This is a genomic window from Cognaticolwellia beringensis (assembly GCF_002076895.1).
GTDB lineage: Bacteria > Pseudomonadota > Gammaproteobacteria > Enterobacterales > Alteromonadaceae > Cognaticolwellia > Cognaticolwellia beringensis.
Genome location: NZ_CP020465.1, coordinates 2,943,270 through 2,958,183 on the forward strand (window position 1 = coordinate 2,943,270; position 14,914 = coordinate 2,958,183).

Annotated in this window: 8 protein-coding genes and 1 tRNA gene; 5 read left to right on the forward strand and 4 right to left on the reverse strand. The window is 39.3% G+C overall.

Annotation, left to right across the window (positions count from 1 at the left end; genetic code table 11):
• Positions 1 to 348: 348 nt before the first annotated feature.
• Positions 349 to 424 (forward strand) — tRNA-Phe (locus B5D82_RS12480).
• A 119-nt stretch (positions 425 to 543) separates the two neighbouring features.
• Here B5D82_RS12480 and trhO read toward each other — a convergent pair.
• Positions 544 to 1,518, reverse strand: coding sequence for an oxygen-dependent tRNA uridine(34) hydroxylase TrhO (gene trhO, locus B5D82_RS12485; protein WP_081154483.1), 975 nt, complete (start codon positions 1,516 to 1,518; stop codon positions 544 to 546).
• 343 nt (positions 1,519 to 1,861) lie between these two features.
• Here trhO and fahA point away from each other — a divergent pair, with 343 nt between their 5' ends.
• The 3 genes from fahA (at position 1,862) to B5D82_RS12500 (ending at position 9,393) form a co-directional block, all read left to right on the forward strand.
• Positions 1,862 to 3,184 carry a fumarylacetoacetase gene (gene fahA, locus B5D82_RS12490; protein ID WP_081151952.1) on the forward strand — a complete coding sequence of 441 codons (1,323 nt, stop codon included), beginning with the start codon at positions 1,862 to 1,864 and terminating at the stop codon, positions 3,182 to 3,184.
• 594 nt (positions 3,185 to 3,778) lie between these two features.
• Complete coding sequence (locus B5D82_RS12495) at positions 3,779 to 6,364, forward strand: TonB-dependent receptor plug domain-containing protein (protein WP_081151953.1); 2,586 nt, start codon at positions 3,779 to 3,781, stop codon at positions 6,362 to 6,364.
• 419 nt (positions 6,365 to 6,783) lie between these two features.
• Positions 6,784 to 9,393 carry a TonB-dependent receptor plug domain-containing protein gene (locus B5D82_RS12500; protein WP_081151955.1) on the forward strand — a complete coding sequence of 870 codons (2,610 nt, stop codon included), beginning with the start codon at positions 6,784 to 6,786 and terminating at the stop codon, positions 9,391 to 9,393.
• A gap of 174 nt (positions 9,394 to 9,567) precedes the next feature.
• Here B5D82_RS12500 and B5D82_RS12505 read toward each other — a convergent pair whose 3' ends face one another.
• Positions 9,568 to 10,836: a multifunctional CCA addition/repair protein gene (locus B5D82_RS12505; protein ID WP_081151956.1), complete on the reverse strand. Its 1,269-nt coding sequence runs from the start codon at positions 10,834 to 10,836 to the stop codon at positions 9,568 to 9,570.
• A gap of 307 nt (positions 10,837 to 11,143) precedes the next feature.
• On the opposite strand from B5D82_RS12505, the gene B5D82_RS12510 reads away from it, so the two are divergent.
• Positions 11,144 to 12,802, forward strand: coding sequence for an AAA family ATPase (locus B5D82_RS12510; protein ID WP_081151958.1), 1,659 nt, complete (start codon positions 11,144 to 11,146; stop codon positions 12,800 to 12,802).
• A gap of 95 nt (positions 12,803 to 12,897) precedes the next feature.
• Here B5D82_RS12510 and leuD read toward each other — a convergent pair whose 3' ends face one another.
• Positions 12,898 to 13,494 carry a 3-isopropylmalate dehydratase small subunit gene (gene leuD, locus B5D82_RS12515; protein ID WP_081151959.1) on the reverse strand — a complete coding sequence of 199 codons (597 nt, stop codon included), beginning with the start codon at positions 13,492 to 13,494 and terminating at the stop codon, positions 12,898 to 12,900.
• A 1-nt stretch (position 13,495) separates the two neighbouring features.
• On the reverse strand, positions 13,496 to 14,914 hold the full coding sequence (gene leuC, locus B5D82_RS12520; protein WP_081151961.1) for a 3-isopropylmalate dehydratase large subunit: 1,419 nt from the start codon (positions 14,912 to 14,914) through the stop codon (positions 13,496 to 13,498).

Consider the following 14,914-nt stretch of genomic DNA (forward strand, 5'->3'; position numbering starts at 1 on the left):
AGGATATACGGTATATCGCGGGTGCATGGATGCACAGTAGCGTGTATGTAAAGGATGTACGGTATATCGCGAGTGCAAGGATGCACAGTAGCGTGTATGCAAAGGATGTCGCGTGTTCAATACCAACGATAATCTGCGCTCACTATAGAATTAAGCGCAGTTATGCGTGTTAAACAACAGGTGTAATTCGAGGTGCTAGTACTATAATTGTCGGTTTTTTATGCGAACTGTAGTAATTATCAATGTAGGTAGAGAAAATGCCTTGCGAGCGAGATTAATTCCCGATATTATGTCGCCTCTTTCGAAATGAATCCGTTACTGAATTGGTTTATTTCATTGAAAGACAGTGCCTTGATAGCTCAGTCGGTAGAGCAGAGGATTGAAAATCCTCGTGTCCCTGGTTCGATTCCGGGTCAAGGCACCATATTATAAAGGCCTGCAAGAAATTGCAGGCCTTTTTTGTTTCAGCTCCCAGGTGTTGTTAACTACATAAAAAAGCCCGCGGAGTAGCGGGCTTTCATGATGTTGGATACTTAACAACGGCTATTTTTTCTGGGCCTGTTTATTGGCGCTTTTCGTTGCTCTTCGCTGCTCAATAACTTGTTTTATCTCTCCGCCAATATGGGCTTCGCCACGAGCTTTAGCCAAGTTGATTTGTTTTTCACGTTCTTGAAAACTACTTTTTTGTTCATCAGTATATTTATCATAACAACGCGGGCAACTCACGCCCTGAATATAATGTTTACTGGTTTTTTCTTCGTCGGTAATAGGGTAGCGACAGGCAAAGCATTGATCATATTTACCACGCTCTAAGCTATGGTTTACCGCTACTCGGCCGTCAAATACAAAGCATTCGCCTTGCCACATTGTTTCTTGCTCAGGCACGTCTTCAAGATATTTTAAAACCCCGCCTTCTAAATGATATACCTCTTCAAAACCTTGTTCTTTTAAGTAGGCAGTAGACTTTTCACAACGTATGCCACCAGTGCAAAACATAGCGACTTTTTTGTGTTTATCTTTATCTAAATTTTTAGCGACATATTCAGGAAATTCACGAAAAGTTTCAGTGTTTGGATTCACCGCATTTTCAAAGGTACCAATTTCTACTTCGTAATCATTACGCGTGTCTATCAGTAAGACTTCAGGATCAGAAATAAGAGCATTCCAATCTTTAGGTTTTACATAGGTGCCAACGGTTAATGTTGGATCGATACCTTCAACCCCCATAGTGACAATTTCTTTCTTCAATTTAACTTTAGTGCGTTGAAATGGGTTTTCTTGATGAAAAGAGCATTTAGATGATACGCCTGAAAGGCGACTGTCACTATTGATGAAAGCTAGTACTACGTCTATGCCGGCTTGTGTGCCAGCAATAGTACCATTAATACCTTCAAGTGCTAAAAGTAAGGTACCTTTAACTGAGTTATCTTCCATTACTTTTTGCAATGGTAGTTTAAGGTTTTCGAAATCTTCTAAGCGCACAAATTTGTACAGTGCACAAACCGTTATGTTATTCATATAGTATTGACCCATTGAGCGAGCCTGATAGTAAGTCAGGAGCTATAGATTGAATGTAAACCTACCCTTTAAAGCAGGCGTGTTAATTTATCATCAATTGATGAAGCGGCAGCATTCTAGCAAATGTGACTTCGGGCTAAAAGTGTTCATCTTGATTATTTTTTAAATGGCGGGTTATTCCGTTGTAAACTAGAGTCTGCAACATATTGTTGACAGTTGTTTATCAGGTATATTTTCTTGGCATAGCCTTTATTTAAACGCTTGTTATAATATTGCTCATTGCAAATTTAATCATGTGTGTTGTACACACGTATTTCACCTATTTTCTGGAGTTGTTTAGCCCATGTCTAACACCAATTTACTTAATGAAACGCATAATCCGGCTTTAATCAGTTGGGTCGAGTCAGCTAATGTCGAAAATTGTGATTTTCCAATACAAAACTTACCCTTTGCTAGCTTCAAGCGTAAAGGCAGCACTGAGGATTTTCGAGCAGGTGTTGCTATTGGTGATCAAGTTATAGATTTAAAAGCACTTTTTGCTTTAAATATTTTTACCGGAGATGCGCAACTTTCATTAGAACAATGTTGTCATTCGCAATTAAATGCTTTTATGTCGATGGGTAAACAGTTTTGGAGTGCACTACGTCAAACATTATCACAAGCGTTAACACAAGGCTCACCATTTCAAGAGAAATTGGCGACCTGCTTAGTTGCTCAAGCTGATATTGAATATGCTCTACCTTGCCAAATTGGCGACTACACTGATTTTTATACTTCAATTCACCATGCAACTTCAGTCGGCATTAAGTTCCGCCCAGATAACCCATTGTTACCAAATTATAAGTGGGTGCCAATTGGTTACCATGGTCGTTCTTCTTCAATTGAAGTTTCAGGTAGTGATTTCAAGCGCCCTAAAGGCCAAACTAAAGCGCCAACAGCGACTGAGCCTTCTTTTGGTCCATGTAAACGTTTAGATTATGAAATGGAAGTGGGCATATTTATTGGTAACGGTAATGATTTAGGTGAGCCTATCAATATTGAAAATGCTGAAGATCACGTTTTTGGTATGTGTTTATTCAACGATTGGTCGGCACGTGATATTCAAGGTTGGGAATATCAGCCTCTAGGTCCATTTTTATCGAAAAGTTTTGCCTCAACAGTTTCACCATGGATTGTCACATCTGAGGCGCTAGCACCTTATCGTGTGCAATGGACACGTGATGAAGCCGATCCTCAACCATTGCCTTACCTAGAATCACAACAGAATCGTGAACTTGGCTCTTTAGATTTAAACCTACAAGTATTAATTGAAACTGAAACAATGCGCAATGCCGGTCAAGATGCGGTGCAATTGTCACAATCAAATTTTAAAGACTCATACTGGACCGTAGCACAAATGGTAGCGCACCATACGGTTAATGGCTGTAACCTTCGTTCAGGTGATATGTTTGGTAGTGGTACGCAGTCTGGTCCTAATCCAGAAGAGGCAGGGTCGATGCTCGAATTATCAAATGCAGGTTCAGAGCCTATTAAATTGCCTAATGGTGAAACGCGCACTTTCTTAGAAGATGGTGATTGTGTGATCATGAAAGGTTGGTGCAAAAAAGACGGCGCTGCTCGAATTGGTTTTGGCGAAGTAAATGCAACTATTTTAGCTGCTGATTAAAATCATTATTTCTTCAATTAGATAAAGCTCCACATTGTTGGAGCTTTTTTTATGGTTAATTCATCAAATAATCTGAATTTAGCAGAAAGATTGATTCCTCTACAGCCACCGCCATTAACAAGTTGTTAACTTTTTTGATGTATATTTAACCTCTCCTTACGTTAACGTAAGCTGTAACTTTTAAATTAGTTCATTTTTTTTTACATTTTTTTACATACTTTTATTTGATTAAATATGCAAAGACAGTTTACTTAATACGAGAATAATCGCAGATTACTAATTTGAATGTTGTTCTATAGCGCACGCAGAATGTGGGTTACAGGTCGGTTACATATGTTGATAGCCTGTGAATAGGTATTGAATAGCTTTGCATATCATTCCTTTTTAACCATTTTTTGTAATAACTGAGAGAAAATCATCCCTTGTAATGTTTTTCTAGCTGTTTTATAAAAGTATCAAGCTCTTTGGGTTAATCGAACGATTTATAACGCATTAGTGGTGTTGCGAATAACACATTGAGCAATAAACAATAAAAATAGCTATCAGTAAAATAGCTAACTAAAAAAGCATACTCATATATTAGGAAGAAATAACATGTCTACAACATTCCGTACAGGCACTTTAGCCCTTGCTGTTGGCTTAGCTCTTGGTACAGCCCCTAGCTTTGCCGCAGGTTTTGAAGAAACATCGAAAGTAAAAGCAAAAGATGTAGAGCGCATTGCCGTCGTTGGCTCTCGTTCTGCCCCACGTTCAGTAGCTGATTCTCCAGTGCCAATTGATATTGTTGGTGGTGATGAGCTTGGTAAGAATGCTTCAAGTGACATGCTAGACATGTTACAAGCAGCTGTACCATCATTTAACGTTCGTCAACAACCTATCTCAGATGCGGCATCGTTTATTCGTCCCGTTAACCTACGTGGCCTTTCATCTGATTCAACATTAATTTTATTAAATGGTAAGCGTCGTCATCGTGCTTCTGTTATTGCCTTCCAAGGTGGTGGTGTTAACGATGGTGCTCAAGGTCCTGATGTTTCAGTTATTCCTAGTGTTGCCTTAAAACAAGTTGAAGTATTACGAGATGGTGCTGCCGCACAGTATGGTTCTGATGCTATTGCTGGTGTAATGAACTTTGTACTTAAAGATGACGCTGATGGCGGTTCACTTTCTGTTAAACAAGGTTCTTACTACGAAGGTGACGGCGACTCTACTATTGTTGACGGTAACATTGGTTTACCTTTCACCAAAGATGGTTTTGTTAACCTTTCTTTTCAATTAAAAGAATCTGATGCTACTAGTCGAAGTGTACAACGCCCTGACGCACAAGCTTTAATTGACGCAGGTAATACTAATGTAGCAAGCCCTGCAATGACTTGGGGTAATCCAAAAATTGAAGACGATATTACATTATTTGGTAATGTTGGTCTTGATTTAGGTGACGATAAAGAATTTTACATGTTTGGTAACTATTCAAGCCGAACGGGTACTGGCGGTTATTATTATCGTAACCCACAAAACCGTGGTGGTGTATTCACCGACGAAAACGGTGACTTATTAGTGGGTGCTATGGATGGTAATGCTGGTGCATGTCCAAACATCGCTATTACAGCTGCTGATGTTAGAACTCAACAAGATTACATTGACGGTGTTGCTAACAACGATAATTGTTGGGCATTTAATGAACTACTGCCTGGTGGTTACACGCCGCAATTTACTGGTGATATTAACGATACTTCATTAGTGATGGGTACACGTGGTGAAATTAAAGGCGGCTTCTTAGATCAAGCTATGTATGATATCAGCGGCTCAGTTGGTCGTAATAAATCAACTTATACTTTAGTTGACACAGTTAACCCTTCAATGGGTGCGTTGAATGCCGATCAACCAGGTCTTTCGTTTGAAGCGGGTTCTTATATTCAATTAGAGAAGTCTTTTAATGCTGATTTAGTAAAAGGCATTGACATGGGCTTATCAGAGCCAGTGAATTTTGCAACTGGTCTTGAATGGCGTCAAGAGAGTTTTGAAATTGTGTCAGGTGAGCAAGCTTCATGGAAGCAAGGTCCACTAGCAACTCAAGGTTTTAGTGTGGGTTCTCATGGTTTTGCTGGTTTTTCTCCTGAAGCACAAGGTATTAATAAACGCCAAAGTATTGCAGCTTACATCGATGTTGAAGCATACATTACTGAAGACTTTTTATTAGGTGCTGCATTACGTTATGAAGATTTCTCTTCATTTGGTAATACCACTAACTATAAATTAACAGCGCAATATCAACTTAATGATGAGTTATCTTTCAGAGCTTCTCATAGTACCGGTTTCCGTGCACCAACAGTTGGTCAAGCCAACGTGGTAAATACGCAAACATCATTGGTTAATGGCGAGCTAATTCAGTCAGCAACTTTCCCACCAACCCACCCTGTTTCGGCAGAGCTAGGTGGTGTTGAGCTTCAACCTGAAGAGTCAGTAAGTTATGCATTAGGTATGGTTTACCAAAGTGGTGATTTCTTCATGACAGTTGATGCTTATAATATTGAAGTATCAGACCGTGTAGCACAAACTGATAAAGTATTTATTACACCAGCACATGTAGCTGCATTACAAGGTAAGTACCCAAGCCCTGAATTACTACTAAATGGTTCAATTACTTTCTTTGCTAATGATTTTGACACTACAACTAAAGGTGTTGATATTGTTGCTAACTACGGTATGGAGTTATTAGAAGGTGACACTAAGTTTAGTCTTGCTTATAACTTCAATGCTACTGAAGTAGATGACCCAGGTTTGTTTACATCTGGCTTTAAAGTACGTCGTTTAGAAGAAGGTATTCCTGAGCATCGTGCAACGTTTACAGTAGCTCAAAACTGGGAAAACGTTAGTATGTTTGTACGTGCCAACTACTTCGGTGAATGGTTTGCAACACATGCTGATGAACCTGATGAGTTCAGCTCATACGGTTGGTCAGAAACTGTAGGTTCTTCTTACACTATTGATGCTTCAGTTAGCTACTTCTTAAACGATAGCTGGACATTATCAGTAGGTGCTAACAACTTATTCGACAAAGAAGCACAAGAGCTTCAAAAAGATGGTGGCGCTTACGGTGTAGTTAGTGGTAAGTACTACGAAAGTGGTCCATACGACTATAATGGTGGTTACTACTACGTTAAAGCCGCATATAAGTTTTAATTAAGCCCATAAGTAAAACCTGAAAAGCCATATCAATTGATATGGCTTTTTTATGTCTGATATTTAGGACTTGTTTGGGCTATGTTGCTTGTATTATAAAATGTGATTGATAATTTACGCTTTAAATTATTGTAAAACGAAGTAGGGGGTATTAGCTTTTAATTACAGATTCAACAAAATTTCATATTACATACTCACTCATATTCTGCTGTTAGATATAACTAATTTTAAATGGCGACATTGCATTTAGCCTTTGTTTTGTAATCACTTCTTGAAAATAAAACCTTTTAAGCCATGTTCAACAAATGGTGTTGCGATATATGTATTTAGTATTAAACTATAAAATAGCTAACTCTAAAAAAGCTACTATTAAGAGCAAATTCATATATTAAGCATATTTATTATTAGGAAGAAATAACATGTCTACAATATACCGTACAGGAACTTTAGCCCTTGCTGTTGGCTTAGCACTTGGTACATCACCTAGCTTTGCCGCCGGTTTTGAAGCTGTAGCAGAAAAAAAAGCTAGTGTTGAACGTATTGCCGTTTTAGGCTCTCGGTCAGCTCCGCGTTCGGTAGCTCAATCTCCTGTGCCAATTGATATTATCAGCGGGGATGAGTTAGGTAAAAATGCATCGAGTGATATGCTTGATATGTTAGTCGGTGCTATTCCATCTTTAAATGCACGCGCTCAACCAATTAGTGATGCTGCATCATTAATTCGCCCAGTAAACTTACGTGGTTTACCTTCAGATTCAACCTTAGTGCTTTTAAATGGTAAGCGTCGTCATCGTGCTTCAGTTATTGCTTTCCAAGGTGGTGGCATTAATGATGGTTCACAAGGTCCTGATATTTCGGTAATCCCGAGCGTTGCCATTAAGCAAATTGAAGTATTACGAGATGGTGCAGCCGCACAGTACGGCTCAGATGCTATTGCTGGAGTAATGAACTTTGTACTTAAAGATGACGCTGACGGCGGTTCAATTTCAGTAAGACAAGGTTCATATTACGAGGGTGATGGCGATTCAACGGTCGTTGATGGTAACGTTGGTTTGCCTTTTATGAAAGATGGTTTTGTTAATTTAAGCTTCCAGATAAAAAATGCCGACGCAACAAGCCGAAGTGTACAACAATTTGAAGCTCAAAGTATTGCTGAAGCTGGCAATACCTTTATCCAGAACCCAGTACAAATTTGGGGTAATCCCGAAATTAAAGATGATATTACCCTATTCGGTAATCTTGGTCTTGATTTAGGTGACGATAAAGCATTTTATATGTTCGGTAACTATTCTAAGCGTAATGCTACAGGTGGCTTCTATTACCGTAACCCACATAACCGGGATAATGTCTTTTCAATCGATGGAGGAGAAACCTTGCTGGTTGGTGATGTTGGATTAGCCACAACAGGTGTGCCGAGTTGTTCATGGTCAAATGCTACGGCTGATGACCCTTTGGCGTCTTCAAATGTATCAGCCAATGTACCGAATGTATTAGACACAGCTGATTACCAAGCGATGGTAGCTGATGCTCATTGTTTCTCAATGAATCAAATTATGCCTGGCGGTTATACGCCACAATTTGGCGGTGAAATTATAGATACATCGCTAACTGTTGGTACGAAAGGTGAGATTAACAGCGGTGTTTTAAAAGACTGGTTTTTTGATGTAAGTGGTTCTTTAGGTCGTAACGAATCGAAATTTAATTTGAGCAACACGTTAAACCCATCACTTGGTTTAGACACCCCCGTTAATTTCGACACAGGTAGCTATATTCAAATGGAAAAAACTTTCAACTTTGATTTAGTTAAAGGTATTGAAATGGGCCTAGGAAGGCCTGTTAATGTTGCTATGGGGCTTGAATGGCGAGAAGAAAGCTTTGAAATTATCTCAGGTGAAGAAGCATCATGGAAAGCAGGCGCATATGCAGATCAGGGTTTCAATATTGGTTCACATGGTTTTAAAGGTTTTGGTCCTGAAACACAAGGTCGTAACGACCGCCGTAATGCGGCCGCTTATGTTGATGTAGAAGCTCATTTAACCGAAGCGCTTTTAGTTGGGGCGGCGCTTCGTCACGAAAGCTTTAATAGCTTTGGTAGTACTACCAATTACAAATTAACGGCACAATTAACTATTAGTGAAGAGATTTCAATTCGTGGCTCTCATAGTACAGGTTTTAGAGCGCCAACAGTAGGTCAAGCCAATGTGACTAATACGCAAACCTCAATTGTTGGTGGCAACTTAATTCAATCATTTCTTGCACCGCCAACTAACATACTCTCTGCATTTTATGGTGGTAAAGAGTTAACACCAGAAATGTCAAAAAGTTTTGCTCTTGGCGGTGTGTATCAACACGGTAACTTCCTCTTTACACTAGATTACTACAATATCGAAGTCATTGACCGATTAACACAGTCAAGCCAGGTTCCAGTATTAGCTGAAAATCACGCTCAACTTGCAGCGTTAGGTGTTGTTAATCCAGAGTTGATCTCGGCAGTAACATATTTTACCAATGATTTTGATACCACAACACAAGGTGTCGATGTTGTTGCAAACTATAATATGGCGTTACTCGGTGGTAATACAGTATTGTCACTAGCGTATAATTGGACTGATACAAGGGTAGATAAATTTAACGTGGCAACCACGGATATTGGTAAAGTTCGCCGCTTAGAAGAAGGTATACCCGAAAATCGTGCAACTGTTACCATTGCTCAAAATTGGGAAAATTTAACTAGCTTTGTCCGTGTAAACTATTTTGGTGAATACTTTGCTACGCATGCCGATGATACTTGTGCTGAACCCGAATGTTTGAATGAAACGGGGGCTTCAGCCGTAACAATTGATGCTGAAGTGAGTTACTTGTTAAATGATAGTATTACTTTATCAGCGGGAGCGAATAACATTTTTGATCAAGAAGCTCAAAAATTATCTGAGAATGCATCGGGTGAATTTGGTGCTCAATACTACGAAAGTGGTGCATTTGATTACAATGGTGGTTATTACTACGTAAAAGCAACTTATAACTTTTAATTTCAAAGTTACTTAAGTCTAAAAGCCATATTATTTGATATGGCTTTTTTTTTGCTGGGTATTTAGTGCTCTATCTGGGCTCTGTCTTGTGTAACATTGAATGTGAGTGATTTATTGTAAAACTAAGTAGAGGCTATTGGTTTTAATTACAGAACAAGCAAATTCTTGTATCACTTACTCATTCATATTGTGCTCTTCGATATAACTTGTTTTAAACAACGTTAATGTATGTAGTCTTTGCTGTGCTATGGCTTCTTTAATAGCAAAGCCTTTTAAACCCTGTTCAACAAATGGCTTAGCTGTAATCTTATTTAGCAAAGTATAGGCACTAAAGAGGAAGTCTTTTTGGCGGTATTCACGCGATTCGAATCCCAAGCGGCCGGTAAAGTCAGCTTGGCAACAGAGTAAAAAGTCAGTAAATTCATCAGGCTTTCGCCATACGTCTAATTGATCTAATAACTTTAAAATTGTACTCGGCTTTAATTCAAATACTTTATGCAGATGTAAGTGAAACTGGCACACTTTTAAAGCTAAGTTTTTATGTGCGCTCGGCACACGCAAACGAGAACACAGGGTTTCTATTAGCGGCAATCCTGCTGTTTCATGACCGGGGTGCGAGGGGAGTTTTACGTCTTCTGTTAATGACTTACCTAAATCATGACAAACACTGGCAAATCTGATGGTAGTTTTATCAGATAATAATACCGCTTGCTTTAGTACCATCATGGTATGTATACCAGAACAAATTTCCGGGTGCCATTTTTCTGGGTTAGGTATGCCCCATAAATTATGCAAGTCAGGCCATATGGATTTCAGTGCTTGGCATTGGTAAAGCACTTGAAAAAACACTTCAGGATTCTTTTCTCCAAGACTACGCTCCATTTCTTGCCAGATACGTTCGCCGGAAAGACTGAGTAATTCGCCACTTTCACTTAATTGAGTCATTAGTGCGAGTGTTTCAGGCGCTATTACAAAGCCATACTCATGATATCGTGCTGCAAATCGTGCTACACGTAAGACACGGAGTGGATCTTCAATAAAAGCCTGTGATACATGACGTAATACGCGATTTTTCAAGTCTACTTGCCCGTTATACGGATCAATTATTTTACCGTGTTCGTCCATTGCCATGGCATTTATGGTGAGATCTCGGCGCAGTAAGTCTTCTTCAAGTGTTACGTCGGGTGAAGCATTGCAATTAAAGCCCGTATAACCTTGTCCTGCTTTTTTCTCTGTGCGGGCTAGGGCATATTCTTGCTTACTTTTAGGATGTAGGAATACTGGGAAGTCTTTTCCTACTTGTAAAAAACCAAGGCGAAGCATTTCCTCAACACTAGCGCCGACAACCACATAGTCCTTATCAACAGCTGCGCGATTAAGTAAGGCGTCGCGAACGGCACCGCCGACTAAAAAAGTGTTTAGCTGCTGGGTTATATCTGCCATTAAGTGCTTTAAACCTCTGAAAATAATAATTTAATAATATGGGGTTATTATAGCAATAAACTTTAATACCAATTTGATTAATTAAGTGATCTACTTTTTCATGAGGGAAAATGGAAAATGATAAGGCATAAAATTTAGTCAGTAGTAATTCTACTTATAAATTTTATAACGTCGTCATTATTCATTTTAACCATTAAAAATGAGCCGTTAATTAATCAACTTGGTATAACACAATAGCACGTGATTTTTGACATATGAACGCGTACAAGGTAATTTCACTGGGTCGATCCCTCAGTTAATATTTGCTATGTATACTAGTTATTTTGGTTTAGAAGAAAAGCCGTTTTCAATTGCACCAAATCCCGATTATTTGTTTATGAGCGACAGGCACCGTGAAGCGCTCAATCACTTAACTTATGGCTTAGGTGATACGGGTGGTTTCGTTCTGTTAACCGGCGAGGTTGGAACAGGAAAAACTACGCTTAGCCGTCGTTTAATGGAAAATTTGCCAGAAAATACTCAAGCCGCTTTTATTCTTAATCCTACATTATCAAGCCAAGAGTTGTTAGCGACCCTGTGTGATGAATTAAAAATTCGCTACCGAAAAACGGGCGCAACGTTAAAAACGTTAACCGATAAAATTCAACAGAAATTACTTAAAAACCATAGTGACAATATTAATACCTTGTTGATTATTGATGAAGCCCAGCATTTACAGCCTGAAGTTTTAGAGCAGCTCCGCCTGTTAACGAATTTAGAAACTAATACTAAAAAACTCTTACAAGTCATTTTGATTGGTCAACCTGAATTGCAGCAGTTATTGCAGCGACGAGACTTACGACAATTGGCGCAAAGAATAACCGCGCGCTATCATTTGTTGCCACTTAATAAACAAGAAGTTGCCCAGTACCTTAAACACCGTTTGTCGGTGGCAAAATGTTTTCGTAATATTTTTGATAAAAGTGCTGTGAGCGCCATCCATAAAACTTGCAATGGTATACCACGTTTAATGAATCTGTTAGCAGAGCGCTCTTTGATGAACGCCTATAACAGTAACAATGCCGTGGTTAATCGAAAAATTGTACTACAAGCTGCTCACGATGCCTTAGGTGATGAATTTGAAGTCACCCCGTGGTGGAATAATTCATTTATAAAAGCTGGCAGCCTTATTACTTTGTTAGGCTTAGTTTTAGCGATCGGTATTTGGTGGGGAACTCATCAACCCCTGAGAATAACAAACCCAACTATCGTTGATATAAATAAACTTGTGGCTGTTGATACGCAAAAGCCTCAATCGGGTCAAAAAGAAATCACAGCAGAAATAAGTAAATTACCAGCTGTAACTACTATTGGTGCAAGTGACAGCGACACTAAAGTAATTGCCTCAGAGCTTGCTAGCGAGACAAGATTAGCGAGAACAGAAACTGAGAATGTGGCAGCTAATGTTAATGATGCAACATTACTTAAAACTTCAAATACTATTGACGCTAAATTAGCTAATAAAGTCGATGATAATAGCCAATTTATAGCGGATGAAAAGAACTTAGCTAATACGCAAAAAACAGCACAGGTGCCAAAAGTTACAGCTAAAAAGGTAGCGCCCAACAATTTTATGGTTGAAGCTGAAGAGGGCGTTTCAGATGCGTTGTTAGCAAGTTTTAAGTCAGCTATTGAACAAACGAAACAAGGTAACGAATCAAGCGATAATGTCACAACAGATACTAGTGAGTTAATACCGCTGACGCAAATGCCAACTTGGGTGCAAGACGGTGTACCGTCATTAGAATTTGAAATGCATATTTATGCCAGTGATGGTCAAGGCTGGATAAGGGTTAATGGCCGCGATCGCTATGAAGGGGATTATATAAGCCGTGAATTACTGCTTAATGAAATACTGCCACAAAAGGTAGTATTGAGCTTTCGAGGTGAAAAATTTACGATGGCTGCGTTATCTTCTTGGAATTAGTGTTACCTATAGATGAACAGCTTGGTTAGGAAACTATGTGAGCCACCAGACGTGAAGCCTGATGGCTCTTGTTATTTACTTAATGCAAAGCTTACTTATTGCCAAGCTGGTATTTTAGCTTCATAACTTTCTATTTTAGCAATTTTATTTAACGTCCAGCCGACACTATCAACACCATTCTCTAAACAGTACTTGTGAAAAGGTGTCATGGTGAAATTATATTGCGCATTTGCTGTTTTAACTGTGCTTGCTGTTAAATCAACGGTAAGATGTTGCAGACCATCTTTTGATTGCTTAAATAGTTCCGTTATTTCAGCTTCTGTTAATGTAATCGGCAAAATGCCAATGTTGATACAGTTACCATAGAAAATATCGGCAAAGCTAGAGGCGATAATCACTTTAAAACCATACTCTTGTAATGCCCAAGGTGCATGTTCTCGACTTGAGCCACAACCAAAGTTTTCGCCCGTTAATAAAATGCTAGCACCTTGATATTTTGGATTATTCAGAATAAATTCAGGATTATCTACTTTGCCTTCATTATCTAAATAGCGCCAATCATTAAATAAATGCTGGCCAAATCCTGTTCGCGTAGTTTTTTGTAAAAACTGTTTCGGGATTATTTGATCGGTATCGACATTTGCTGCGTCCAATGGCACAACTAAACCATAATGTTGGGTAAAATTTTCCATGCTATGCTCCTTGAACTTGTTTGTTAATAGTCGTTAAGTCGACAAAGTGTCCTGCAATAGCAGAGGCAGCGGCTAACTCAGGGCTAACTAAATGTGTACGGCTACCACGGCCTTGTCGGCCTTCAAAGTTACGATTACTGGTAGAAGCACAACGGTCGCCTTCGGTTAACACGTCATCATTCATGCCTAAACACATTGAACAACCAGGTAAGCGCCATTCAAAACCTGCATCAATAAAAGTTTGTGCTAAGCCTTCAGCTTCGGCTTGTGCTTTAACGCGGTAAGAGCCAGGAACTACAATAGCATCAACTGTTGGAGATACTTTTTTACCTTTGGCAATCGCTGCTGCAGCACGTAAATCTTCAATTCTAGAGTTCGTACATGAGCCAATAAACACTTTATTGATCGTGATATCAGTAATTTTTGTACCCGCGGTTAAGCCCATGTATTTTAAGGCTGCAACACAAGACTCGCGCTCTACAGGGTCAGAAAAGTCTTCTGGTGATGGCACAACATTATCAACTTGGGTCACTTGACCCGGTGTTGTTCCCCAAGTAACTTGGGTTTTAATGTCTTTTGCTTCAAGCGTTAAATAGCTATCAAAAGTTGCATCAGTATCTGATCTTAGCTGTTTCCAATCATTCACCGCTTGCTCCCATACTTCGCCTTTTGGCGAGTAATCTTTGCCCTTTAAGTATTCAAAAGTGGTTTCGTCTGGCGCGATAAGGCCCGCTTTAGCACCAAATTCAATACTCATATTACACACCGTCATGCGCTCTTCCATGGTTAAGCGCTCAATAGCATCACCACAGTATTCAACTACATAACCGGTTGCGCCTGCGCTGCCAGTTTTGCCAATAATCGCTAAGATAATATCTTTAGCGCTGATGCCAGGAGCGACTTGGCCTTTTACTTCAATTCGCATGGTTTTAGCTTTTGTTTGACGTAAAGTTTGAGTAGCAAATACATGCTCAACTTCAGAGGTACCAATACCAAATGCTAAAGCGCCAAAAGCACCATGTGTAGCAGTATGCGAGTCACCACAAACAATAACCGTACCGGGTAACGTTAAGCCAAGTTCCGGCCCCATTACATGCACAACACCTTGGTTTTTATGGCCCATGCCAAATAATTCAATACCGAATTCTTTACAATTTTTTTCTAATGTACGTAATTGATTTGCTGCACCTTCACCCGCGGCATTAATTTCAATGGAACGAGTAGAAATATTATGATCCATTGTCGCGATGGTACGTTCAGGGTGGCGTAATACACGATTATGAAATTTTAAATTGGCAAAAGCTTGTGGTGAAGTCACTTCATGGATTAAGTGACGATCAACGAAGATCAATGGTGTCTCGTCGGCTTTTTCTTCAATGACATGACTTTGCCATAATTTTTCGTATAAGGTGGTTGCCAT

Coding starts and splice junctions, on each gene's coding strand:
- fahA (WP_081151952.1), top strand. CDS start 1,862: ATGTCTAACACCAATTTACTTAATGAAACGCATAATCCGGCTTTAATC.
- leuD (WP_081151959.1), bottom strand. CDS start 13,494: ATGGAAAATTTTACCCAACATTATGGTTTAGTTGTGCCATTGGACGCA.
- B5D82_RS12495 (WP_081151953.1), top strand. CDS start 3,779: ATGTCTACAACATTCCGTACAGGCACTTTAGCCCTTGCTGTTGGCTTA.
- B5D82_RS12505 (WP_081151956.1), bottom strand. CDS start 10,836: ATGGCAGATATAACCCAGCAGCTAAACACTTTTTTAGTCGGCGGTGCC.
- B5D82_RS12500 (WP_081151955.1), top strand. CDS start 6,784: ATGTCTACAATATACCGTACAGGAACTTTAGCCCTTGCTGTTGGCTTA.
- trhO (WP_081154483.1), bottom strand. CDS start 1,518: ATGAATAACATAACGGTTTGTGCACTGTACAAATTTGTGCGCTTAGAA.
- leuC (WP_081151961.1), bottom strand. CDS start 14,914: ATGGCAACCACCTTATACGAAAAATTATGGCAAAGTCATGTCATTGAA.
- B5D82_RS12510 (WP_081151958.1), top strand. CDS start 11,144: ATGTATACTAGTTATTTTGGTTTAGAAGAAAAGCCGTTTTCAATTGCA.